Raw genomic sequence first — 23,308 nt, 5'->3', positions numbered from 1 at the left:
CACTCCGCCCTGGGGGAGCAGCATGAACGACATCGTCCACGGCCTCGGCGTGGCCGCCGCCTACGGCGCCGTGGGCCTGGTGCTGCTGCTGCTCGGCGTGGGCCTGGTCGACGCCCTGACGCCGGGCAAGCTCGGCCGGCAGATCTGGCTGGAGCGCAACCGCAACGCCGCCGTGGTGCTCAGCTCCGCGCTGATCGGCATCGGCGGCATCGTCTTCACCGCGATCATGTACACCTACGACGAGTTCGGGAAGGGCCTGGCCGCGACCGCGCTCTTCGGCCTGCTCGGCCTGGTGCTGATGGCCGCCGCGTTCTGGCTGGTGGACCTGCTGACCCCGGGCAAGCTCGGCGAGGTGCTGGTCGACCCCGAGCCGCACCCGGCGGTCTGGGTGACCGCCGCCTGCAACCTCTCGGTCGCCGCCATCGTCGCCGCGTCGATCGCCTGAGCCGGCCCGAGCGGCCCGCACGCGGCCGGCACCCCGACCACCGGGGTGCCGGCCGCTGCCGTTGCCGCGGGCGGCGGATCAGCCCTCGGCGAGGCGCTCCGTCAGCCGGGCCTTCGCCGCGGGCCACTCGTAGTGGAGCATCGAGAAGTAGACGCTGTCGCGCCAGCTGCCGTCCGGCCGGCGGCGGTGGCGGCGCAGGGTGCCCTCGTACCGGGCGCCGAGGCGGCGGATCGCGTTCTGCGAGCGCTCGTTGAGGTGGTCGGTCTTCCAGGTGACGCGGCCCATGCCGAGCTCCTCGAAGGCGTGGGTGAGCAGCAGCAGCTTGGACTCGGTGTTCACCGCGGTGCGCCAGACCCGCCGGGCGTACCAGGTGCCGCCGATCTCCACCAGCTCGTCGCGCGCACTGAAGTCGAGGTAGCAGGTGACGCCGACCGCCCGGCCGTCCGCGGTGGAGACCACGGCGAACGGGACGCAGCCGCCCGAGGCCGCGTCGGCGAGCCGGCCGGCGACGTTCGCGGCCATCGCCTCCTCGGTGGCCGGCGCCTCGTACGGCAGCCAGCGCCACACCTCCTCGTCGCCGCCGCTCGCGGCGAAGAGGTCCGGCACGTGTTCCGGGGTCAGCGGTTCCAGCCGGACGTGGCGGCCGGTCAGGACGGTCGGAGCGGGCAGCTTCGCGGTCATGCCGCCGACCATAGACCCGTTGTGCACTAGGAGCAATCCACTTCTGCACTAGTGCAACGACCCCCGGACATGCGGAAGGGCCCCGCACCGAGCTCGGTGCGGGGCCCTCCGGCGGTGTCCCCGAGGCGTCCCGGACGGGTCCGGGCGCGAGTCCTACAGGAAGGAGTTGATCTGGATGGTCTCGGTGCGGCCGGGGCCGACGCCGATCGCCGAGATCGGCGCCCCGGACATCTCCTCCAGGGCCTTCACGTAAGCCTGCGCGTTCTTCGGCAGGTCGGCGAAGGTCTGGGCCTTCGAGATGTCCTCGCTCCAGCCCGGGAGGGTCTCGTAGACCGGCTTCGCGTGGTGGAAGTCCGACTGGTTGTAGGGGAGCTCCTCGACCCGGCGGCCGTCGATCTCGTACGCCACGCAGACCGGGATCTGCTCCCAGCCGGTGAGCACGTCCAGCTTGGTCAGGAAGAAGTCGGTGAGGCCGTTGACGCGGGTGGCGTAGCGGGCGATCACCGCGTCGAACCAGCCGCAGCGGCGGTCGCGGCCGGTGGTGACGCCGCGCTCGCCGCCGATCCGGCGCAGCGCCTCGCCGTCCTCGTCGAGCAGCTCGGTCGGGAAGGGGCCGGAGCCGACGCGGGTGGTGTACGCCTTGAGGATGCCGATGACCCGGTCGATCTTGGTCGGGCCGATGCCGGAACCGGTGCAGGCGCCGCCGGAGGTCGGGTTCGACGAGGTCACGAAGGGGTACGTGCCGTGGTCGACGTCCAGCAGGGTGCCCTGGCCGCCCTCCAGCAGGACGACCTTGCCGGCCTTCAGCGCCTCGTCCAGGACGAGGGTGGTGTCGGCCAGGAACGGGCGGATCTTCTCGGCGTAGCCGAGGTACTCCTCCAGCACCAGCTCGGCCGGGACGGCGCGGCGGTTGTAGAGCTTGACCAGGATCTGGTTCTTGTCGTGCAGCGCCGCCTCGATCTTCTGCTGGAGGATCGACTCGTCGAAGAGGTCCTGCACCCGGATGCCGACGCGGTTGATCTTGTCCGCGTAGGTCGGGCCGATGCCGCGGCCGGTGGTGCCGATCCGGCGCTTGCCGAGGAAGCGCTCGGTGACCTTGTCCAGGGTGCGGTGGTACGGCGTGATCAGGTGGGCGTTGCCCGAGATCAGCAGCTTGGAGGTGTCGATGCCGCGCTCGTTCAGGCCCTGCAGCTCGGAGAGCAGCACGCCCGGGTCGATCACGACGCCGTTGCCGATGACCGGGGTCACGTTCGGGCTGAGGATGCCGGAAGGCAGCAGGTGGAGGGCATACTTCTGGTCGCCGATGACCACCGTGTGACCGGCGTTGTTGCCGCCCTGGTAGCGGACGACGTAGTCGACGGAGCCACCGAGGAGGTCAGTAGCCTTCCCCTTGCCCTCGTCTCCCCACTGGGCGCCAACGAGCACGAGTGCCGGCACAGGCGTACACCCCTTCCGGTTGGGGCATCCTGCCGAAGACCGCAGTCTGCCCCGAGATAGACGAAGCCCCTGGCGCAATAGCGCAAGGGGCTCTTGCACCGAGAGATTACCTGAGGAAGGACCGGTCGTGTCGTCCCTGTCCACGCCCGCATCCCGCCCCGACGGACGCGGTGCGGGGGAGCCGCTGCTGGTACTGGTCGACCCGGCGGCCGGACGGGCCGACGGCGAGTCGGTGCGGATCGCCCGGGACGTGCTGTGCGGAGGCGCCGACGCGAAGGTCGTGCTGCCCGAGAGCCGGTCCGAACTCGACCGCGTGCTCTCCCACCGGGGCCGTCGCAGACCGGTCGTGATCGGCTCCGACCAGGCCGTGCACAAGGTGCTGCAGGCCCTCCACCGGCAGCGTGACCTGGGCACGGATCCGGTGGGGGTGGTTCCGGTCGGCCCGGCCGGCACCGTCCTCGCCTGCCGCGCGCTCGGGGTGCCGGAGCAGCCGGTGGCCGCCGCCCGGGCGGTGCTCGGGGGCGCCCCGCGCAAGCTCGACCTGGTGGTGGACGACGGCGGCGGGGTGGTGATCACCGAGTTGCGGATCGGCGCGGAGCCCCGCCGGGCCCTGCCGTCACTGCGTTCGCTATGGGCGAAACAGGCTGCGCCCGACCAGGCGACCGTCCCCGACCCGGAGTCCACCCCGATGCGGGTCGAGGCGGACGGACGGCTGCTCGCCGACGTCCACGAGCGGATCCGGCTGCTGGAGGCCAGGCCGGCCGGCGGCGAGCTGGAGCTGGTCATCCGCACCGCGGGGGCGGAGCGCCGGCTGCGCGTCGCCGCGCTCAGCGTGGCCGGCCGGAGCTTCGGCTACAGCGCCGACGGCTGCCCCGTCGGGCCGGTCCGGCATCGGACGTGGACGGTGCATCCGGGGGCCTGGGCACTGCTGCTGCCCGCCGGGTGAGCAGGATCACGCCGGACCCCGCCGGCCGACGCCCCGTCAGGCGGGTCCGCGCCCCGAAGAGCGCGCGTGACAAGGGAGTGCGCCGATCGCCGGAAAACGCGCCGGAGAAATGGCGCGCGGTGTAAGGGGTTTTGTCTACGCGCGTTGCCGTCGGTTCGGCCAATAATCCGCGGCTCCCCTGTTCGGGAAGGCGTACGGAACTGTCCTAGACTCGAAGGCGTGCCACGTGGTGACGGACGACTCAACCACGATCTTCTTCCCGGCGAGAAAGGCCCCCAGGACGCTTGCGGCGTCTTCGGTGTCTGGGCTCCCGGCGAGGAGGTCGCCAAGCTCACGTACTTCGGCCTCTATGCCCTGCAGCACCGCGGTCAGGAATCCGCGGGCATCGCAGTGAGCAACGGCTCCCAGATTCTCGTCTTCAAGGACATGGGACTCGTCTCCCAGGTCTTCGACGAGACCTCCCTGGGGTCGTTGCACGGGCACATCGCCGTCGGACATGCCCGCTACTCGACAACAGGTTCGTCGGTCTGGGAGAACGCCCAGCCGACCTTCCGGGCGACCGTTCACGGGTCGCTGGCCCTCGGCCACAACGGAAACCTGGTGAACACCGCCGAACTGGCGGCGATGGTCGCCGAGCTGCCCGGCGAGGAGCACGTCTCCCGCTCCGGGCGGACGGCCGCGACCAACGACACCGACCTGGTGACCGCGCTGCTCGCCGGCCACCCGGACCTCTCCATCGAGGAGACCGCCCGGAAGGTCCTGCCCCAGGTCAAGGGCGCCTTCTCGCTCGTCTTCATGGACGAGCACACGCTCTACGCCGCCCGCGACCCGCAGGGCATCCGCCCGCTGGTGCTCGGCCGGCTGGAGCGCGGATGGGTGGTCGCCTCCGAGACGGCGGCCCTCGACATCGTCGGCGCCTCGTTCATCCGCGAGGTCGAGCCCGGCGAGCTCATCGCCGTCGACGAGCAGGGGATGCGCACCTCGCGCTTCGCCGAGGCCAAGCCCAAGGGCTGCGTCTTCGAGTACGTCTACCTGGCCCGCCCCGACACCACCATCGCCGGTCGCAACGTGCACCTCTCCCGCGTGGAGATGGGGCGCAAGCTGGCCGCCGAGGCGCCCGTCGAGGCCGACCTGGTGATAGCGACCCCGGAGTCAGGCACGCCGGCCGCCATCGGCTACGCCGAGGCCAGCGGCATCCCCTACGGCTCCGGCCTGGTGAAGAACGCCTACGTGGGCCGCACCTTCATCCAGCCCAGCCAGACCATCCGCCAGCTCGGCATCCGGCTCAAGCTCAACCCGCTCAAGGAGGTCATCCGGGGCAAGCGCCTGGTGGTCGTGGACGACTCCATCGTCCGCGGCAACACCCAGCGCGCCCTGGTCAAGATGCTCCGCGAGGCGGGCGCCGCCGAGGTCCACATCCGGATCTCCTCGCCGCCGGTCAAGTGGCCGTGCTTCTTCGGCATCGACTTCGCCACCCGCGCGGAGCTGATCGCCAACGGCATGACCATCGAGGAGATCGGCCGCACGCTCGGCGCCGACTCGCTGGCGTACATCTCGATCGACGGCATGATCGAGGCCACCAAGCAGCCCAAGGACAGGCTCTGCCGGGCCTGCTTCGACGGCGAGTACCCGATGGAGCTGCCGGACCCGGCCCTGCTCGGCAAGCTGCTCCTGGAGGCCGAGATCGCCGGCAGCCAGCAGCCGCCGGCCGTCCGCGGCAAGCCGACCAGTGACCTGGACGGCGTCCAGTCCCTGATCGGCGGGCACGGCGCGGCGGACGCGCTCCGCCGGCCGTAGCACGATGTACCACCCGGGGCGCGGGGCACTGCGCGGCCGGGCGCTCCACGGAGCCGCCCGGCCGACCGCGCAGACCCCGCGCCCCCACGGGTTTAACCGTTTCTGAAAGGGCCACACCAAGGTGACCAGCAACGAGGGCGGCGCGACCTACGCCGCCGCAGGTGTCGACATCGAGGCCGGCGACCGCGCCGTCGAGCTCATGAAGCAGTGGGTGAAGAAGGCCAACCGCCCCGAGGTGGTCGGTGGCCTCGGCGGCTTCGCCGGGCTCTTCGACGCCTCCGCCTTCAAGCGCTACGAGCGCCCGCTGCTGGCCACCGCCACCGACGGCGTCGGCACCAAGGTCGCCCTCGCCTCGGCCATGGACAAGCACGACACCATCGGCCACGACCTGGTCGGCATGGTCGTCGACGACCTGGTGGTCTGCGGCGCCGAGCCGCTGTTCATGACCGACTACATCTGCGTCGGCAAGGTCGTCCCGGAGCGGGTCGCCCAGATCGTCAAGGGCATCGCCGAGGGCTGCGCCCTGGCAGGCTGCGCGCTCATCGGCGGCGAGACCGCCGAGCACCCGGGCCTGCTCGGCCCGGACGAGTACGACGTCGCGGGCGCCGGCACCGGTGTCGTCGAGGCGGACGCCCTGCTCGGCGCCGAGCGCGTCCGGGCCGGCGACGTGGTCATCGCGATGGCCGCCTCGGGCCTGCACTCCAACGGCTACTCGCTGGTCCGCCACGTGCTGCTCAACCAGGCCGGCTGGAAGCTCGACCGCCAGGTCGAGGAGTTCGGCCGCACCCTCGGCGAGGAGCTGCTGGAGCCCACCCGGATCTACTCGCTGGACTGCCTGGCGCTGGCCCGCGCCACCGAGATCCACGCCTTCTCGCACGTCACCGGCGGCGGCCTGGCGGCCAACCTGGCCCGGGTGATCCCGGACGGCCTGCACGCCCGCCTGGACCGCGGCACCTGGACGCCGATGCCGGTCTTCCAGACCGTGGCCAAGGTCGGCGGCATGAAGGCGCTGGAGATCGAGAAGACCCTCAACATGGGCGTCGGCATGGTCGCCGTCGTCCCGCCGTCCTCGGTGGACGTCGTCCTCGCGCTGCTGGAGGACCGCGGCGTCGAGGCCTGGCTGCTGGGCGACGTCGTCGAGCGCACCGACGAGCACGACGGCGGCGCCGCGCTCTACAACTCCTACGAGGGCTTCACCCTCGCCTGAGCCCGTCCGGTGGGCCCGCCCGGCACGGGCGGGCCCACCGGGGCCCGGGAGGGCCCTGCAGCCCCCGTACGGCCGCGGACATGCCGAAGACCGGCCCGGCGCTCGATGAGCGCCGGGCCGGTCTCGTGCGTGCTGTCAGGCTCGGCGGCGGGAGTGTCCGTTGTCGGCGGAGTCCTCGTCGTCCTCGTCCTCGTCGGCGTAGAGATCCGCGTACGCCGCGTAGGGGTCGTCCTCGTCGTCCTCGATCGGCTCAGGCTCGATCGCGGTGGACGGAGATACGCCCAGCTCATGAGACAGACGGTTCGCGTCGAACCCGCCGCTGTTGTACTTCAGCTCGCGGGCGACCTTCGTCTGCTTGGCCTTGGCCCGGCCGCGCCCCATGGGTCGACCCCCTCAACGATGGGGCTCACGGCCCCGAGTCTGACACGTGTTCATGATCAGGAGCGGCCTGCCCGGAGTGGGAGAGCCGTCCCTTGGAGCATTAACGGTACCTGTTTCCGCCGCCGGACGGTACGTCGCGCGTGTGACGTGGCGCGCACGGCCAACCTCCGAAACCGGGTCTTTCCAGGTCACAGGAGGTTTCTCGGGCTTCTGCAGGCTGCCCGGAGCGTACCCGGGCCCGTCCTTACGGTTCCGATTATCCCTCGCCAGAGGGTTCGGTATCGCCCGATCGGGCTACGAAGTGAGAATCCGGTTCCACATTGTGATCCGGAGGGGGGCGAAGCCGCTCCGCCCCCCTCCGGACCACCGTACGCGGACGATCAGGACCGGCGGGCACCCGGGAGCAGGATCGAGCGCAGGGCACTCACCTCGCGCATCCGCTTCTCCGCGAGCCGGTCGGCGGCGACCGCCGGCGGCACGCCGTCCGCGGCGGCGCGGGTGAAGATCTCCAGGGTGGTGTCGAAGATCTTGGTCGCCTTGTTCTTGGCGCGCTCGAAGTTGAAGCCCTCGATCTCGTCGGCGACCTGGATGACGCCGCCCGAGTTCACCAGGTAGTCCGGCGCGTAGAGGATGCCGCGGTCGGCCAGGTCCTTCTCCACGCCGGCGTGCGCCAGCTGGTTGTTGGCCGCGCCGCAGACGACCGCGGTGCCGGCCGCACCGAGCACCGCGACGGTCGCGTCGTCCAGCGCGCCGCCCAGGGCGCAGGGCGCGTAGACGTCCAGGCCGGACTGCAGCAGCGCGGCGGTGTCGGCGGCGACCTCGACCTCCGGGTGGGCCGCGCGCACCCGGTTCACGGCCGCCTCGGAGACGTCCGTGACCACCACCGTGGCGCCGTCCGCGACCAGGTGGCCGACGAGGTAGTGGCCGACCTTGCCGACGCCGGCGACGCCGACTCGCTTGCCGCGCAGGGTCGGCTGGCCCCAGCGGGCCTTGGCCGAGGCGCGCATGCCCTGGAAGACGCCGAAGGCGGTCAGCACGGAGGAGTCGCCCGCGCCGCCGTACTCGGGGGAGCGGCCGGTGACGAAGCGGGTCTCGCGGGCCACCACGTCCATGTCCTGGACGTAGGTGCCCACGTCGCACGCGGTGACGTAGCGGCCCTGCAGGGACTCGACGAAGCGGCCGTACGCGCGGAGCATCGCCTCGTTCTTGTCACCGCCCTCCGCGCTGGGGGCCGGGTTGCCGATGATCACGGCCTTGCCGCCGCCGAGGTCCAGGCCGGCCAGCGCGTTCTTGTAGCTCATGCCGCGGGACAGCCGCAGCGCGTCCTCCAGCGCCTCCTCCTCGGAGTCGTACTGGTGGAAGCGGGTGCCGCCGAGCGCCGGGCCCAGGGCGGTGGAGTGGATGGCGATGACGGCCTTGAGACCGGTCGACCGGTCGTGGCAGAGGACGACCTGCTCGTGGCCGTCCCCGGGGGCAGCGTCCTGCCCGGTCGCGAAGATCCTGCTGAGCACTCCTGATGCGGGGTGCGCGGCGGACGCGGTGTGTACGTCGGTCACTGTGGTGACTCCAGTATTCGTGGGCCCGCGGCGGTGGTGCGGGCGTCTGGTCGAAGCCTAGCCCCGGGGCCGTCGCACGATCTGCCCCCTGACGGTCCCATGGACATAACGACCGGGGGAGCCGGACGGCACCCTCCCCGGCGGCCCCCGGGCCGTGCGACGATGCCGGGTGTGACCGCCGTGCGCACTTCGGTGCTCCCGCCCTACGCCGCCCAGCTGCGGGTGTACGAGCCGCTGGCCGCCTATCCGGAGCCGGAGAGGTCCCGCTGGCAGGCGTACGCGGCGGAGCACGGCCCGGACGCCGACGGGGCCGCCGAACCGGTCGCCGCGGCCGCCCTGGCCGAGCAGCGGCAGGCCCTGGCGGAGCTGGCCGGACGGACCCCGGGCGCGCTGCCCGACCGGGAGAGCGGGCGTGCGCTGGTGCGGGTCGTCGACCGGGTCACCTACATCTGCCCGTGGACGACCCGGCTGCGCAGCTGGCAGGCGATGGACGAGCTCCGCGCGGCGCTGCCGGCCTTCCTGCTGGACACCGTGCTGCCGCCCGCCGTCCGGGCCGAGGCGGAGGCCGACCAGGCGCGCTGGCGGACGGCGCACCCGGACGCCCGGCCGTGGATCCTCACCTCCCGCTGGGAGGTGCCGGTGCGCTGGTGCCTGCCGTTCGGCGAGGAGGACCGGCACTTCGTCCCGGCCGGGCCGGGAGGGGCGGCCGGGGACCGGCCGGTGCCGGCCTCCCTCTTCTACCTGACGCCGATGGCGCAGGCGCGCCGGCGGGTGGCCCGCGGCTACCGGGCGCTGCGGACGGCGGTGCCGGGCTCGCGGAGCGGGCCCGGTGGCGAGCTGGTGCTGGGCGTGGAGCAGGTCGGCCGGTGGCTGGAGGAGTTCCACCCGCGCTCGCTGGTGGAACTCGACTACGGGGGCCTGGTGCACCTGCTCGGTGCCGAGGGGCTGGCGGCGGAGCGCTCGGTGGCCGAGGTCGAGGCCGGGATCGGCGCGCTCCGGGCCGGGGACACCGAGGCGGCGGCGCGGGCGTACGAGGCGGTGACGGCCCGTTGGCGCCGGGTGCTGGCCCTGCGGTACGCCAGCTGACACCGGGTCACCGGGGCCGGGTAGCCGGAGGTCGGACGGGGGTAGGGGAAGGGGGGACCTTCGGCCCTTGCGCCGTGGGGCCGAGGTCCCGAGCCGGTCAATCCCCCAGGAACGTGACACTACTCACCGTTGACGCGAACTTACCCCTATATGCAAAAATGGGACAACCAGCCCAAGTTCAACCTGGTGTGTCCACTTCTGGGTCGATCTGACGGTGGTGCGTACTTTGTGGGGAAGCGGAGGGTCTGGTCGTCTCGTCACCGGATGTCACAGAATCGTGACTGTCCGTTATGAGATGGTCCATGGCCATCCGTCTCGCTTGAACCCCTGAGGGGCCAATTTAGGCGGTTTGGCCGATGGGGCTGGACGGATGGTGTAGTTGTAGACATCAGGACAAGCCGTTCGTCCTATAACCGACTCGGTCCGTGTGTGCCATTTCGGGCATCGCGGGTCAAGGTGCAGAATTTGAAGGATAGAACCGCCCTGGTTCGGTTCTCCCGAGGAGGCCGCTCATGACCGCTCGTACCCCTGACGCTGAACCTCTGCTCACGCCGGCGGAGGTTGCCACCATGTTCCGCGTTGACCCCAAGACGGTCACTCGCTGGGCCAAGGCAGGCAAGCTCACGTCCATTCGCACGCTGGGCGGCCACCGCCGCTACCGCGAGGCCGAGGTGCGCGCCCTGCTGGCCGGGATTCCGGCTCAGCGAACCGAGGCCTGACAGGTCTCAGGGGTTTTCCCGAAGGGCCGTGTCCCCGACTCCGCCGGGTCGGGGGGACGGCCCTTCGGCATGCCGGAATCGGCCATTCCCGATGGGGCCGATGGGGGTGGGGGGAATTACCGGGAATGCATGTGCAATTTTACATATTAAATCCCCTCCTGTCGGGAGGGGGTGCCGGGTGTCCGATCTCAAGAACGGATAAGTGACGACTGTCACGCCGCCGTTATCTTGAGGTCTAGACCTGGACCGGTGTAGGGAGCTGACCCGCCGTCAGCGATCCGTCCGCGCGAACGCCAGAGGCCCGGAACCTTACGGCTCCGGGCCTCTGCCTGTACTGCGATCCCGACGGGACTTGAACCCGCGACCTCCACCTTGACAGGGTGGCGAGCTAACCAACTGCTCCACGGGACCAGAGATTTCTGATCCGTTCGTCTGCTCTCGCTCGCGAACAAGACAGATCGTACTGCATGGCAGGGCCCCAGGTCGAACCGGCCGCGGCGGGCCCCGTCCGGGAGGTGCCGGACGGGGCCCGCCGCGGTCAGAGGGTGGCCGCCGCGGCCTCCATCGCCTTGAGGATGCGCTTCTCCGAGACGGGCGCCGGCGTGCCCAGCCCCTGGGCGAAGAAGCTCACCCGCAGCTCCTCGATCATCCAGCGGATCGCCCGGACCTCCGGCGAGGGCCGGCGGCCCTCCGGCACCCGGGCCAGCAGCTCCCCGTACGCCTGCTGGACGGCCTGCACCTTCAGCAGGTTCTGGGCGTCCCGCTGCGGGTGGTCCGGCAGCGCCTCCAGCCGGCGGTCCACCGCCAGCAGATAGCGCTTCAGGTCCGGCAGCCGCTGCCAGCCCGTGTCGGTCACGAAGCCCGGGTACACCAGCGAGGCCAGGTGCAGCCGGACGTCGTTCACCGCGTTCAGCAGCACCGGGCTGGAGACCGACTTCAGCCGGGTCGACGCCCGGTGGAAGGCGATCAGCGCCGTCGCCGTCTTCAGCGTGGTGTCCGCCGACAGGTCGTACAGGTCCGCCCGGACCTTGTCGAACAGCGCGGTGAACGCCGCCTCGTCCCAGGCCGGGCCGCCGTTCAGCTCCATCAGCCGGTCGACCGCCGCCCCGACCACGTCCTCGAACAGCGCCGGGATCGACCCGTGCGGGTTGTACGAGAGGGCGAGCTTCGCCTGGTTGCCCAGCCGGCCCTGGATCGACTTCGCCGGGGAGTTCACCCGGAGCGCCAGCAGCCGGCGGGTGCCCGCCCACATCGCCTGCTCCTGGGCCTCCGGGGTGTCGAACAGCCGCACCGCCACCGAGGTGCCCTCGTCCACCAGCGCCGGGTAGGCCCGCACCGAGTGGCCGCGGGTGCGCTGCTCGAAGGTCCGCTGCAGCACCGGCAGGCCGTCCGGCCAGGCGGTCAGCCCGCTCTGCTCGATGCCCCGGCCGGAGGCGGCGCTGGACAGCGTCGCCGACAGCTTCGGCTGCAGCGTCCGGCGCAGCTCCTCCAGGTCCTTGGACTCGGCGAGCTTCTTGCGGCCGTCCACCACCCGGAAGGTGACCTTGAGGTGGTCCGGCACCCGCTCGTCGTCCCAGGCCTCCGGCGGGACCACCACCCCGCCCATCCGGTGCAGGATCCGCTCCAGGGTCGGCAGCAGCGGCTCCTGCCGGTCCTTCACCTGCCGCAGCGCGGCCGCCGCGAAGTCCGGCGCCGGCACGAAGTTGCGCCGGATCGCCTTCGGCAGCGAGCGGATGTACGCGGTGACCAGCTCGGCCCGCAGACCCGGGATCTGCCAGTCGAAGCCCTCGTCGGTGACCTGGTTGAGCACCGGCAGCGGGATGTGCACCGTGACGCCGTCCGCGTCGCTGCCCGGCTCGAACTGGTAGGTCAGCCGGAAGCGCAGCGCGCCCTGGTGCCAGTGGTCCGGGTAGTCGGCCTCGGTGACGCCGTCGGCCGACTCGTTGATGAGCATCGACTTCTCGAAGTTCAGCAGGTCCGGCTGCTCGTGCCGGGCCTTCTTCCACCAGGAGTCGAAGTGCCGGGTGGAGACGACCTCCTCCGGCAGCCGGGCGTCGTAGAAGTCGAACAGGGTCTGGTCGTCCACCAGGATGTCCCGGCGGCGGGCCCGGTTCTCCAGCTCCTCGACCTCGCCGAGCAGCTTGCGGTTCTCCGCGAAGAACCGGTGGTGGGTCTCCCAGTCGCCCTCGACCAGGGCGTTGCGGATGAACAGCTCGCGGCACAGCCCCGGGTCGATCCGGCCGTAGTTCACCTTGCGCTGGGCGACGACCGGCATCCCGTACAGGGTCACCTTCTCGTACGCCAGCACCGCACCGGCCTTCTTCTCCCAGTGCGGCTCGCTGTACGACCGCTTGATCAGGTGGCCGGCCAGCGGCTCCACCCACTCGGGCTCGATCTTCGCGTTGATCCGCGCCCACAGCCGCGAGGTCTCCACCAGCTCGGCGGACATCACCCAGCGCGGCGGCTTCTTGAACAGCCCCGACCCGGGGAAGACCGCGAACCGGGCGCCGCGGGCGCCGCCGTACTCGCGCTTCTCCACGTCGAACAGGCCGATGTGCGAGAGCAGGCCGGACAGCAGGGCCTGGTGGATCCGGTCCGCGTCCGGCTCGGCATCCTCGTGGGGCTCGTCGATCGTCACGCCGAGCTGCTTGGCGACCGTCCGCAGCTGGACGTAGACGTCCTGCCACTCGCGTATCCGCAGGTAGTTCAGGAACTCCGTCTTGCACATCCGGCGGAAGGCCGAGGAGGAGAGCTCCCTCTGCTGCTCCCTGACGTAGCGCCACATCGCCAGGTAGGAGAGGAAGTCCGAGGTCTCCGAGTTGAACCGGCGGTGCCGGTCGTCGGCGGCCTGGCGCTTCTCGGCGGGCCGCTCGCGCGGGTCCTGGATGGACAGCGCGGCGGCGATCACCATGACGTCCCGGACGCAGCCGAGCCGGTCCGCCTCCAGCACCATCCGGGCCATCCTCGGGTCCACCGGCAGCTGGGCCAGCTTGCGGCCGAGCGGGGTGAGCCGCTTGCGGTGGTCCTTCTCCGCCGGGTCGAGCGCGCCCAGCTCGTACAGCAGGTTGACGCCGTCCTTGATGTTCCGCGAGTCCGGCGGGTCCAGGAACGGGAAGGCCGCGATGTCGCCCAGGCCCGCCGCCGTCATCTGCAGGATGACCGAGGCCAGGTTGGTGCGGAGGATCTCCGCGTCGGTGAACTCCGGCCGGGAGAGGAAGTCCTCCTCCGAGTACAGCCGGATGCAGATGCCGTCCGAGGTGCGGCCGCAGCGGCCCTTGCGCTGGTTGGCGCTGGCCTGGCTGACCGCCTCGATCGGCAGCCGCTGCACCTTGGTGCGGTGGCTGTAGCGGGAGATCCGGGCGGTGCCCGGGTCGACCACGTACTTGATGCCCGGCACGGTCAGCGAGGTCTCGGCGACGTTGGTGGCGAGCACCACGCGCCGGCTGTTCGACCGCTGGAAGACCCTGTGCTGCTCGGCCGAGGAGAGCCGGGCGTAGAGCGGCAGCACCTCGGTGGACTTCAGTTTCATCCGGTTCAGCGCGTCCGCGGTGTCGCGGATCTCGCGCTCGCCGGAGAGGAAGACCAGGACGTCGCCCGGGCCCTCCGCCTGGAGCTCCTCCACCGCGTCGCAGATCGCCTGCACCTGGTCGCGGTCCCGGTCGACCTCGTCCTCCTCGGCGCCCTCCTCCAGCATCGGGCGGTAGCGCACCTCGACCGGGTAGGTGCGGCCGGACACCTCGACGATCGGGGCGTCGCCGAAGTGGGCGGCGAAGCGCTCCGGGTCGATCGTCGCCGAGGTGATCACGACCTTGAGGTCGGGGCGGCGCGGCAGCAGCTGCTTGAGGTAGCCGAGCAGGAAGTCGATGTTGAGGCTGCGCTCGTGCGCCTCGTCGATGATCAGCGTGTCGTACTGGCGCAGCTCGCGGTCGGTCTGGATCTCCGCGAGCAGGATGCCGTCGGTCATCAGCTTGACCAGGGTGTCCTGGCCGACCTGGTCGGTGAAGCGCACCTTCCAGCCGACCGCCTCGCCCAGCGGCGTCGCCAGCTCCTCGGCGACCCGCTCGGCGACCGTGCGGGCCGCGATCCGGCGCGGCTGGGTATGGCCGACCAGGCCCTTCACCCCGCGGCCCAGCTCCAGGCAGATCTTCGGGATCTGGGTGGTCTTGCCGGAGCCGGTCTCGCCCGCGACGATCACCACCTGGTGGTCCCGGATCGCCGCCAGGATCTCGTCCTTCTTCTGGCTGACCGGCAGCTCCTGCGGGTAGCTGATCTCCGGGACGGCGCTGCGGCGCTGTTCGACCCGGAGCTCGGCCTTCGCGATCTCGGCGGCCAGCTCGTCGGCGATCTTCTGCCGGGCCTCCGGACTGCGCACCCGCCGGGTGCCGTCCAGCCGCCGGCCGATCCGCTGCTGGTCGCGGAGCATCAGCTCGGGCAGCCGGGCGGCCAGCTCCGCGATGGTGGAGGCATCGGCGGACCGGGCTACGGGAGAACTCACTGCGGGCATCCCTCTAGATTCGCAAGGAGGCACGGGGCGGCGCACCTCGGTTTTCGAGCCCCTCCAGTGTCACAGCCCCGGCCCGTGATCTGCGAACGGCCCGGCGGCCCGGCGCCCGGCGGCCTCACCCCGGTGGCGCACACCGCGGCGCGCGGGCCGAGTCGGGCAACCGTTCGGGCCCGTTCGAGCGGCCAGTAGGGTGCTCGGGCCAGTCGTGACGATCGAGGGGGAGACGATGGCCGGTGAGTTCGACGCGCACGAGCGACGGATGTGGGCGGGCAAGGCCGTCCCGTACGGACGGACCTTCGCGGCGCTCTGCGGGGCCACGGTGCCGGAGCTGGTGGCCGCGGCCGGTGTCGGTGCGGGCACGGCGGTGCTGGACGTCGGCACCGGGCCGGGGACGGCCGCCGCGGCCGCGGTGCGGCTCGGCGCCCGGGTGACGGCCGTGGACGCCGAACCCGGCATGGTGGAGCTGGCCGCGGAGAACGTGCCCGGGGCGGACGTCCGGCACGCCGTGCTGCCCGAACTGCCCTTCCCGGACGCCTCCTTCGACGCGGTGGTGGCCAACTTCGTGATCAACCACGTGGAGGACCCCTCGGCCGCGCTGGCCGAGCTGCGGCGGGTCACCCGGCCCGGCGGACGGGTCGCCGTCACGGTGTGGGCGGCGACCGGCAACACCGCGATGGGCCTGTTCACCGAGGCGCTGGACGCCGCGGAGGTCGGGCGCCCGGTCTTCCCGACCCTGCCGGTCGACTTCGAGCGGACCCCGCAGGGCCTGGCAGGGCTGCTGGCCGGTGCCGGGTGGCAGGACCCGGAGGGCCGGCAGCTGGCCTGGACCCACCGGGTCTCCCCCGAGGAGTTCTGGCAGGGGCCGGCCTCGGGCATCGCCAACCTCGGGCTGGTGATCACCGGACTGCCGGCCGCGACGGCCGCACTGGTCAAGGAGCACTACGACCGGATCGCCGGCGGCCACACCGGTGCGGACGGACTGCTGGCCCTGCCGGCGGCGGCCGTTCTGGCCGTCGCCCGCCGCTGACCGGGTCCGTCCGGTCGGCTAGCCTTTTGACCGACTATCAGCCTGTAGTGCAAGAGAAGCATGGGGGAACGGCTGTGGGACTGTGGGACGACGTCAAGGACCTCGGAAGCGCGGCGGTCAACGTCGTCGAGGACGTGTTCTGGGCACCGACCAAGATTGCCAAGTGGGTGCTCGGCGAGATGTTCGGCGATCCTGACGCCGAACTGGAGAAGTACGCCGCCGAGTTGCAGCAGATGGGCAAGGACGTCGAGGCGTTCGGCAAGGAGATCAGCACCGCGCTGAGCCACCTCACCTGGCACGGACCGGCCTCCGACGCCTTCGTCGCGCACGCGCAGAGCAGGGTGAAGGAGCTCAACACCGTCGCCGACGAGCTCGACGAGCTCGGCAAGGCGATCAAGGGTCTCGCCGACGCCTTCTGACCGGCCGTCGCACCACCCATCCTGTCCCAAGCACGTATCAGCAGGCACGAGGAGACACCGCGCCATGGCCGATCAGTTCGGCGTCCAGCTGCAGGAGCTGGCGAAGATCCAGAGCGACTTCCAGAAGATCAACGCCAAGATGACGGAGATGAGCCAGCGCGTCGGGGCCATCAAGAACGCCGTCGCCAAGGCCGCCGCGACCGACCTGAGCGCCGGCGGGCTGCTCGGCGTCGCCAACTTCTTCGCCGTCGCCGCCCAGGTGGCCTCCAAGGTCAAGGACATCTCCGACCGGGCCGACGCCCTGGAGAAGACCAAGAAGAAGCTCACCGAGGAGCTCGGCCAGGACGCCGAGAAGATCAAGCAGGTCCTGACCGAGTACAAGGAGATCGAGCGCAAGATCCAGGAGGCGCTCAAGAAGCCCCACGTGGGCCAGGAGCAGCCCAAGGGCCCGCACACCGGCATCGACGGCACGGGTGGCGGCAACGGCGGCGGGAACCACGGGGGCGGCGGCCAGACGGGCGGCGGGGGCCACACCGGCGGCGGCGGGCACACCGGCGGTGGCGGCCACACCGGGGGCGGCGGCAACCACGGCGGCACCGACGACTCGGGCAGCGACGGCAGCGGCATCAGCACCCGCCCCGGCGGCCGCCACGACGGCCCGAAGATCAAGGACCGCAGCCGCGGCGACTGGCAGACCCACATCATCAACGGCTCCGGCTGGGACTCCTGGAGCGACCACTGGCACCGCCACAACGGCCAGGGCGTCGGCCCCAAGGACCAGCCGATCCTCGACGGTGCCTCCGACGAGCGGAAGGCCATGGTCGAACGCGCGATGGAGCGGGTGAACCGCAAGCTCGGCTACAGCCAGGGCGCCGAGACCAACGGCTACCGCGTCGACTGCTCCGGCTTCGTCTCCGCGGCGTGGGGCCTGCCCGGCCCCGGCACCACCACCGGCCCGCTGATCAGCGAGAGCGGCGGCATCGCCCACCACATCTCCAAGAGCTCGATGCTGCCCGGCGACGCCATGGTCGTCCACCAGGCCCACGGCGAGCAGCACGTCGTCCTGTTCGGCGGGTGGGCGGACAAGGCGCACACCCGGATGGTCATCCTCGAGGACAACGGCAGTCTCGGCTGCGTCTCCCGCGAGGTCCCGCTCTCCAAGTACTCGGAGTACACCGCCGTCCGCAAGAACGGCATGTGACCCGTCCCGGCGGGCTCCCGGCGGTGCACCACCGCCGGGAGCCCGCCGGCTCCGGTCAGGAGCTCCAGGTCTCCTTCAGCGAGGTGATGGCGCCCTTCGCGTCCACGGTGTACTCGTACGTGTCCTGGTAGCAGAACCAGCCCTTGGGCAGGCTGTCCGGGTCGGTCACGTGGTTGCTCTCGGCGCAGGTCTTCACGTGCGCCAGGCCGTCGCCCGCGGTGCCCGACCGCACGGTGACCGTCTTCGTCCGCAGGCTCTCGTCCGTGTAGACGGTGATCTTCGCGTCGGGCGCGACGGTGTAGGGCTTCGGCTTCTCGTCCGGGTTGAAGAAGAGGCCGTTGGGGCTGCAGTTCGCCTCGACGGACTCCGCCGTCAGCTTGCCGAGGCCCTTGTCGACCGTGCGGACCCGGACGACCTTGTGGGTCTTGAAGTACTCCTTGCAGTTCGGCCCGCGCCCGCCGTTGTCGGCGTCCGCGGCGCCGGTGGCGGCTCCGGTGGCCTTGCCGGCCGGGGCGGAGGAGGCCGGGTCGGCCGCGCCCGCCGACGGCCCGTCCGCCGCGGCGGAGGGCGCGGCGGACGCCTTGCCCGGTGCGGCGACCGCGCCGCCGCCGGTGGAATCCTCCGGGCCGCAGGCGGCGGCGCCGAACGCGGTCGCGACGAGCAGAGCGGCAACGGCCGCGGGACGGATGCGCATGACGGACTTCCCCCTGGATGACTCGCGTGCGGCCCGCCGGTCACGCCGGCCGACCGCCCCCCGGGCCGCGGCGGTCTGCACGCGGCCGTTCCTGCGGAGCCTACTGGCTGCCACCGACCCCACCGCGCCCGGCCGGTGGGGCTCCTGTCACACCGTCGGCTGACGCCGGGTCACTCCGGGACGTCGGTCCGCAGGCGGTCGCGCAGCTCGCGCAGCCGGTCCGCGGGGGCACCCAGGCCGTTGATCCGCTCCCGGGCGGCCTCGCTGCGCGGGCGGTGGTGGCCCGCGAACGCCAGGTTGGCCGACTGGTGCAGCATCCACTGGTGGTACGCCACCAGCCGGATCGCCAGGTCGCGGACGCCCGCCAGGTCGCCGTCCGCCGGCAGCGCCCGCAGCCAGCCCGCCAGCCTCCCGTACCGGACCGCCTGCCGCGACAGCAGCTCCGCCAGCCCCGGCGCCACCGGTCCCGGCTCCCCGCACGTGGCGAGGGCGCGGTCCGCCGCGGCCTGCTCGGCCACCGCCGCGTCCAGCACCGCCAGCAGGGCGGCGGCCTGCGCCTCGCGGTCCGGCGGGCGGTCACCGGGCTCGGCGGGCGGTCGGCCGGGGCCCCGGCCGAGCCCGACCGCCCACCTGCGCAGCACGGCCGACGGACCGCGCCGGGGGGCTGCCGGGGCTGAGGACACGGGCACCTCCGGGCCGGGGGCGGGCGGCGGACCGCCGACCGCGGTGCTGCGGCCGGTCCCCTCCACCGCGCCGGAGCGCCCGGCGTGCACCTCCAGTGTGCGCCCGGCCCGGCCGCCGCGGGCGGCCGTCCGGTGCCGGCCGGTTCTCGCCCCGTTCTCGCGGTCGGGCGGTGCCGTCCCGGGTCAGGCCGCCCGGCGGGCCCGTCCGGCGCGCAGACGCAGGGCGGCGTCGACCGCGGTGCGGACGAGGGCGGGCGGTCGGGGTGCGCCGAGCGCGGTCCGCAGGGGCTCGTCCAACAGGGCGGCGGCCAGGACGGGGGCGAGCGGGGCCAGCGGCCCGGGTAGCCGGGAGGCGAGCAGGCCGCGGGCGGAGGCCCACAGCTCCCGGGCCTGCGGGGAGGGCGCGAAGCGGCGGCGCTCGACCTCGCGCATCCAGGCCTCGGTGCCCGCGAGGCCGTCGCCGGGCGGCACGGGCAGGCCGAGCGCCCCGGCGAGCTCCAGGTGGAAGGCGTAGGCGGCGTCCCGTTCCGGCGGAGCCGGCCGCCGCGGGCCGTGCTCGTCCATGAACCGCAGCGGGCAGACGGTGAAGCAGGCCAGCACGTAGTGCATCAGCTCGGGCGTGATGCCGGGCCGGTCGTGGACCCGGCGCAGCCCCTCCACCACCCGGCGGCCCTCGGCGCTGCCCGGGCCGTGCCCGATCAGGGTGAACATCGCCGCCCCGGTCGCCTTGGCCCGGGTCTTCGGCTGCCCGGTCACCTGCCCGGTGGCGTGCAGCACGGCGGCGATCTCCGGAATCCCGAAGGTCCGGACGAAGCCCAGGGTCAGCCCGACCCGGGACTCCTCCGGCATCACCTCCAGCACCAGCCGCGCGTACGGGTCGCGGGCATCGTCGGGCGGCCGTGCGCCGCTCATGCCGGGCCCGCGGCGGCGAGCGCCTCGGCGATCAGCGGGCCGTCGAGGCCGCGGGACACCCGGACGAGGTGGGCCCGTTCCTCCGCCGGGTCCGCGTCGAGTCCGGGCAGTACGGCCTGCTCCTCGCGGGGCCGCGGCGGCCGTCCGGCGTCCAGTGCGGCGACGGCGGAGCGCAGTGCGGCGGCGACCACGAGGGCGGCCCGCTCGGGGCCGTCCAGCCCGGCCCGCTCGGCGATCCGGGCGCTGCCGGCGACCACGGCCGGGTCCACCCATGGCCGCAGGGTGAGCTGGCCGTCCCGGATCTCCAGGCCGCGCCGGGTGGTGCGCCACTCCAGGTCGCGCAGGGCCAGGCGCTCCGTCCAGCGGGCGGGCGGCGCCTCCAGGGCGAGCCGCCGGTCGGCGCGGTAGACGAGGTCCCAGAGCGGGCGCAGCGCCCGGTAGTCGCGTCGGCGCCGGGCCCAGTTGGCGCCCGCCGGGCCGGCGAAGCCCGCGGTGATCAGCAGGGCGCCGACGGCGGCGAAGGCCGGCCCGGCGGCGGTGCTCAGCCACTCGGCGCCGCCGATCCCGGCGGCGGCCGCCCCGATCGCGACGATCTTGCAGAGCACGTAGAGGCAGGCGGTGGCCGAGCCGAGGGCGATCAACCGGATGCCGCCGCGCAGCCAGCCGGCCGGCAGCCGGGCGGCGTGGCCCCGGCAGACCCGGGCGATGTCGATCAGCGCGAAGGCGAAGGCGCCCTGGTACAGCACCAGGAAGCAGGCGATCGCGGGCACCGTCGCGAAGGTGGTGTCGAAGGTGAGCGGCGTCTCCGGCGCGCCCGCCCGGCCGGCGGCGAACAGCACCGCCATCAGCGCGGCCAGCACGGCGAACAGCGTCAGCCGGGCCCGGATCCGCCGCCGGGTGCCGGACGAGGAGACGTCCCAGATCCGGTCGCCGTCCCGGTCCCCCGGCGGGGTCCAGATCAGCGCCAGCACCACGGCGGCCGCGGAGAAGCCGGTGATGCCCAGGTACACCAGCAAGGTGGCCAGGTTGCCGGTGTGCGCGAGCCGGTCGATCGCCCGGTAGAGGACGGGCGAGGCCATCAGGAAGGAGCTCGCCGGCGAGGCGATCGCCAGCGCCACCACCAGCAGGCCGGGCGAGGGGTCGCGCCGCCAGGCCCTGAACTTGAGGGCGGCGACCACCCAGGCCGCCGCGCCGATCGCCAGGTAGACGGCGTTGAACGGCGCCTCGGACACCGCCGGGGCCGCGAGCTGCTCAGACATGCTGGCCCTTGCGGTGCTCCAGGGCGGGCGCCAGCTGCGAGGTCGTCCCGGCGCCCGGCGCGAGCACCAGGATCCGCAGCAGCTCCGCGCCGAGCACCTCCGCCTCCTCCTCCGCCGCGTCGTCGTAGTGCGAGCGGCCGAGGACCAGGCGCAGGACGTCCGGGTCGATGGTGGGCAGCTCCACCGCGGCGGTCTCCGCGTCCGGCGGGGCGGCCTCCGGCAGGTGCCCGCAGAGCAGGTGGGCGAGCTCGTGGCAGACGATGTGGGCCTGGTGCAGGCCCGAGGTCTCCTGCTCGAAGTGGACGACGTCCTCGCCGGGCAGCCGCTCGACGAAGCCGGAGGGCTCCCCCACCCGCATCCGGCGCGGTGCCAGCCGGACGGGGCGGCCCGTCCGTTCGGCGACCGCCGTGCACAGCTCCTCCACCGTGCTCAGCGGAGGCAGCCCCAGCTGCCTGGCCACGGCCCGCATCCGGCGGCGGGTACGTCCCACACCTCGCACGTGCTCCCCTTCGGGAAGCCGCCAGTGGCCCAGCGGCGTCTCCTGCTGCCCGGTCACGTCACTCCGCCGGGCCACCGTCGTCGGGCAGTCCGACCGCCCTGCGCAACTGTTCCACGACCGTGAGGGCGGCGTCCTGCATCTCCGGCGGAAGGCCGGCCGCCCGCATCGCGATCCGCTCCACCCGGGCGTCGCGGAGCGCCTCGATCCGCTGCAGGTCGCGCTCGACGGCCTGTGCGGTCGCGGAGTCGCTGAAGTAGTCCAGGGGCACGCCGAAGAACTTGGCGATCTTCACCGCGTTCTCCAGGCTCGGCTTCTGGGTGCCCTTGCGCAGGTTCCCGATGTACGTCCCGCTGAGGCCGGTGCCGAGGGCGATCTCGGTGTCCCGCCAGGGGCGGCCGAGGTCCTTCGGGTAGATCACCTTGATCAGGCGCCGGAAGCGGGCCGCGAAGTCGGGGGAGCCCGTGTCGGGCCCGGCCCCCTCACCGGACGGCCCGGCGGAGCCCTCCGGTCGCGCAGATTCGGTGGACATGCGCGGATCATAGAACGATCTGACGCTACGCCAGAATCCCCCGACCGGCCCATCTTGCACGATCGTTGAGGAAGAAGTGCCGTTCCGGTGCGCGAGCCGTGCCGGAATCCGGGAGTCCCTCAGAGTGCGATCCACGATAGTTGACAGTCAGTCACGCATTGAGCAGGATCGATCGCACCGGCCCCGCCCAGCGCGGCCGCCCGGCCGCATCCCCGGCCCACACGCTCCGGCGCGCCGCTGCCCCACGGGGGTGGGCAACGGCGCCCGGTCCCGCCCCCGGCAGGCCCCGCCGCCGCCGCGCGTCCGCGCCCCCTGCGCAGTTCCCCCGGAACGCCCCGGTCGTTTGCACACCTGTACTACTGTGCGTCGGACGCCCGTGAACGGTGTGTGCGGGGTGGCCGAGCGGAGAAGGTGCGTGCGATGAGTCTGCTGTCCCCTCCCGGACCACTGGTGCCGGCCGACTGGCTGGCGGAGCACCTGGGCCGGCCCGGGCTGGTCGTGCTCGACGCCAGCGTCGGGGCGTACCGGGGGATCCGGCGGCCGATCCCCGGTTCGCGGACCTTCGACATCGACGGCGCGCTCTCCGACCCGGCGGACCCGCTGCCGCACACCATGCCCGGCCCCGAGCAGTTCGAGCGCGAGCTGCGCGCCCTCGGGGTGGACGACGACAGCGTCGTGGTGGCCTACGACAACGCCGGCATCTACTCCAGCGCCCGGGCCTGGTGGATGCTGCGGGCGATGGGCTTCGACCGGGCGGCCGTGCTGGACGGCGGACTGCCGGTCTGGGAGGCCGCCGGGCTGCCGCTGGCCGGGGCCGGCGTCGAGCAGGGGCCCGTCGAGCCCGGTACCTTCACCGCCAGGCCCCGCGCCGGGCTCCTGGTGGACCGCCGCGCGGTGGACGCCGCGCTCGCCGACCCCGCCGCCACCGTGCTCGACGCCCGCAGCCGGGACCGCTACGCCGGCCGGGTCGAGGAACCCCGCCCGGGCCTGCGCCGCGGCCACATCCCCGGCGCGGTGAACCTGCCCTACCTCGACCTCCAGGTGGACGGCCGGATGCGGCCCGCCGACGAACTGAGGACCCGGTTCGCGGCCGTCGCCGACGGGCGGGAGCGGCTGGTGGTCAGCTGCGGCTCCGGGGTGACCGCCTGCGTACTGGCCCTCGGCGCCGAGCTGGCCGGCTACCGCGACCTCGCCGTGTACGACGGCTCCTGGAGCGAGTGGGGCCGCCCCGGCGACCTCCCCGTCGCCCAGGGGCCCGACCCGGAGTGACGGCCCAGGCGGGGGCGCGCCCGCCCCCGCCGCCCGTACCCGGGGAACACGAAGGAG

General features: G+C 72.8%; 21 protein-coding genes and 1 tRNA gene. 10 read left to right on the top strand and 12 right to left on the bottom strand.

All coding sequences use genetic code 11. The annotated features are described in order from the left end of the window. Positions 1 to 22: 22 nt before the first annotated feature. Positions 23 to 445, top strand: coding sequence for a DUF350 domain-containing protein (locus AB0O09_RS19100; protein WP_344624396.1), 423 nt, complete (start codon positions 23 to 25; stop codon positions 443 to 445). Positions 446 to 523: 78 nt separating this feature from the next. On the opposite strand, the gene AB0O09_RS19095 is transcribed toward AB0O09_RS19100, so the two are convergent. Beyond that, positions 524 to 1,126 (bottom strand): GNAT family protein, encoded by a 603-nt coding sequence (locus tag AB0O09_RS19095; protein WP_363542804.1) that lies wholly within the window; start codon positions 1,124 to 1,126, stop codon positions 524 to 526. A gap of 153 nt (positions 1,127 to 1,279) precedes the next feature. Further along, complete coding sequence (locus AB0O09_RS19090) at positions 1,280 to 2,563, bottom strand: adenylosuccinate synthase (RefSeq protein WP_363542803.1); 1,284 nt, start codon at positions 2,561 to 2,563, stop codon at positions 1,280 to 1,282. A gap of 127 nt (positions 2,564 to 2,690) precedes the next feature. Here AB0O09_RS19090 and AB0O09_RS19085 point away from each other — a divergent pair, with 127 nt between their 5' ends. The 3 genes from AB0O09_RS19085 (at position 2,691) to purM (ending at position 6,513) form a co-directional block, all read left to right on the top strand. Continuing rightward, positions 2,691 to 3,509 carry a diacylglycerol kinase family protein gene (locus AB0O09_RS19085; protein ID WP_363542802.1) on the top strand — a complete coding sequence of 273 codons (819 nt, stop codon included), beginning with the start codon at positions 2,691 to 2,693 and terminating at the stop codon, positions 3,507 to 3,509. Positions 3,510 to 3,728: 219 nt separating this feature from the next. Beyond that, positions 3,729 to 5,306, top strand: a complete 1,578-nt coding sequence (purF, locus tag AB0O09_RS19080; protein WP_344624400.1) for an amidophosphoribosyltransferase — start codon at positions 3,729 to 3,731, stop codon at positions 5,304 to 5,306. A gap of 121 nt (positions 5,307 to 5,427) precedes the next feature. Then, positions 5,428 to 6,513 (top strand): phosphoribosylformylglycinamidine cyclo-ligase, encoded by a 1,086-nt coding sequence (purM, locus tag AB0O09_RS19075; protein ID WP_344624401.1) that lies wholly within the window; start codon positions 5,428 to 5,430, stop codon positions 6,511 to 6,513. Between the two features lie 135 nt (positions 6,514 to 6,648). On the opposite strand, the gene AB0O09_RS19070 is transcribed toward purM, so the two are convergent. Together AB0O09_RS19070 and AB0O09_RS19065 are read right to left on the bottom strand one after the other, a co-directional pair. Continuing rightward, positions 6,649 to 6,894 (bottom strand): DUF3073 domain-containing protein, encoded by a 246-nt coding sequence (locus tag AB0O09_RS19070; protein ID WP_263104251.1) that lies wholly within the window; start codon positions 6,892 to 6,894, stop codon positions 6,649 to 6,651. A 380-nt stretch (positions 6,895 to 7,274) separates the two neighbouring features. Continuing rightward, a complete protein-coding gene (locus tag AB0O09_RS19065; protein ID WP_363542862.1) occupies positions 7,275 to 8,405 on the bottom strand; it encodes a Glu/Leu/Phe/Val dehydrogenase dimerization domain-containing protein in 1,131 nt (376 codons plus the stop codon). Between the two features lie 207 nt (positions 8,406 to 8,612). Between AB0O09_RS19065 and AB0O09_RS19060 the strand changes: the two genes are divergently transcribed. Together AB0O09_RS19060 and bldC are read left to right on the top strand one after the other, a co-directional pair. Then, the gene (locus AB0O09_RS19060) at positions 8,613 to 9,536 is read left to right on the top strand and encodes a hypothetical protein (protein ID WP_363542801.1); all 924 of its coding nucleotides are present in this window, start codon (positions 8,613 to 8,615) and stop codon (positions 9,534 to 9,536) included. 512 nt (positions 9,537 to 10,048) lie between these two features. After that, positions 10,049 to 10,255, top strand: a complete 207-nt coding sequence (gene bldC, locus AB0O09_RS19055) for a developmental transcriptional regulator BldC (protein ID WP_014137253.1) — start codon at positions 10,049 to 10,051, stop codon at positions 10,253 to 10,255. A gap of 337 nt (positions 10,256 to 10,592) precedes the next feature. On the opposite strand, the gene AB0O09_RS19050 is transcribed toward bldC, so the two are convergent. Continuing rightward, a tRNA-Asp gene (locus tag AB0O09_RS19050) sits at positions 10,593 to 10,666 on the bottom strand. Between the two features lie 127 nt (positions 10,667 to 10,793). Continuing rightward, positions 10,794 to 14,759, bottom strand: coding sequence for an ATP-dependent RNA helicase HrpA (gene hrpA / locus AB0O09_RS19045; RefSeq protein ID WP_363542800.1), 3,966 nt, complete (start codon positions 14,757 to 14,759; stop codon positions 10,794 to 10,796). A gap of 205 nt (positions 14,760 to 14,964) precedes the next feature. On the opposite strand from hrpA, the gene AB0O09_RS19040 reads away from it, so the two are divergent. The 3 genes from AB0O09_RS19040 (at position 14,965) to AB0O09_RS19030 (ending at position 17,406) form a co-directional block, all read left to right on the top strand. Beyond that, on the top strand, positions 14,965 to 15,786 hold the full coding sequence (locus AB0O09_RS19040) for a class I SAM-dependent methyltransferase (RefSeq protein ID WP_363542799.1): 822 nt from the start codon (positions 14,965 to 14,967) through the stop codon (positions 15,784 to 15,786). A 74-nt stretch (positions 15,787 to 15,860) separates the two neighbouring features. Continuing rightward, positions 15,861 to 16,205, top strand: a complete 345-nt coding sequence (locus tag AB0O09_RS19035; protein WP_263104247.1) for a WXG100 family type VII secretion target — start codon at positions 15,861 to 15,863, stop codon at positions 16,203 to 16,205. A gap of 64 nt (positions 16,206 to 16,269) precedes the next feature. Next, positions 16,270 to 17,406 (top strand): hypothetical protein, encoded by a 1,137-nt coding sequence (locus AB0O09_RS19030; protein WP_363542798.1) that lies wholly within the window; start codon positions 16,270 to 16,272, stop codon positions 17,404 to 17,406. A gap of 55 nt (positions 17,407 to 17,461) precedes the next feature. On the opposite strand, the gene AB0O09_RS19025 is transcribed toward AB0O09_RS19030, so the two are convergent. The 6 genes from AB0O09_RS19025 to AB0O09_RS19000 all read right to left on the bottom strand — a co-directional run bounded on the left by AB0O09_RS19025 (position 17,462) and on the right by AB0O09_RS19000 (position 21,982). After that, positions 17,462 to 18,100 (bottom strand): hypothetical protein, encoded by a 639-nt coding sequence (locus AB0O09_RS19025; protein ID WP_363542797.1) that lies wholly within the window; start codon positions 18,098 to 18,100, stop codon positions 17,462 to 17,464. A gap of 170 nt (positions 18,101 to 18,270) precedes the next feature. Then, a complete protein-coding gene (locus AB0O09_RS19020; RefSeq protein ID WP_363542796.1) occupies positions 18,271 to 18,783 on the bottom strand; it encodes a hypothetical protein in 513 nt (170 codons plus the stop codon). Positions 18,784 to 18,966: 183 nt separating this feature from the next. Beyond that, complete coding sequence (locus AB0O09_RS19015) at positions 18,967 to 19,695, bottom strand: oxygenase MpaB family protein (RefSeq protein ID WP_363542795.1); 729 nt, start codon at positions 19,693 to 19,695, stop codon at positions 18,967 to 18,969. Further along, a complete protein-coding gene (locus AB0O09_RS19010; RefSeq protein ID WP_363542794.1) occupies positions 19,692 to 20,954 on the bottom strand; it encodes an MAB_1171c family putative transporter in 1,263 nt (420 codons plus the stop codon). The genes AB0O09_RS19015 and AB0O09_RS19010 overlap by 4 nt, the downstream gene beginning before the upstream one ends. Beyond that, a complete protein-coding gene (locus AB0O09_RS19005; protein ID WP_363542793.1) occupies positions 20,947 to 21,414 on the bottom strand; it encodes a hypothetical protein in 468 nt (155 codons plus the stop codon). The genes AB0O09_RS19010 and AB0O09_RS19005 overlap by 8 nt, the downstream gene beginning before the upstream one ends. 97 nt (positions 21,415 to 21,511) lie before the next feature. Beyond that, positions 21,512 to 21,982 carry a helix-turn-helix domain-containing protein gene (locus AB0O09_RS19000; RefSeq protein WP_344627802.1) on the bottom strand — a complete coding sequence of 157 codons (471 nt, stop codon included), beginning with the start codon at positions 21,980 to 21,982 and terminating at the stop codon, positions 21,512 to 21,514. A 420-nt stretch (positions 21,983 to 22,402) separates the two neighbouring features. Between AB0O09_RS19000 and AB0O09_RS18995 the strand changes: the two genes are divergently transcribed. After that, entirely contained in the window at positions 22,403 to 23,251 is an 849-nt protein-coding gene (locus AB0O09_RS18995) for a sulfurtransferase (RefSeq protein ID WP_363542792.1), read from the top strand. Positions 23,252 to 23,308 lie beyond the last annotated feature (57 nt).

It is taken from the genome of Kitasatospora sp. NPDC093679 (assembly GCF_040683455.1).
Taxonomy (GTDB): Bacteria; Actinomycetota; Actinomycetes; order Streptomycetales; family Streptomycetaceae; genus Kitasatospora; species Kitasatospora arboriphila.
The sequence above is the reverse complement of the archived record's forward strand: the minus strand, read 5'-3'. Positions and strand labels throughout refer to the sequence as shown.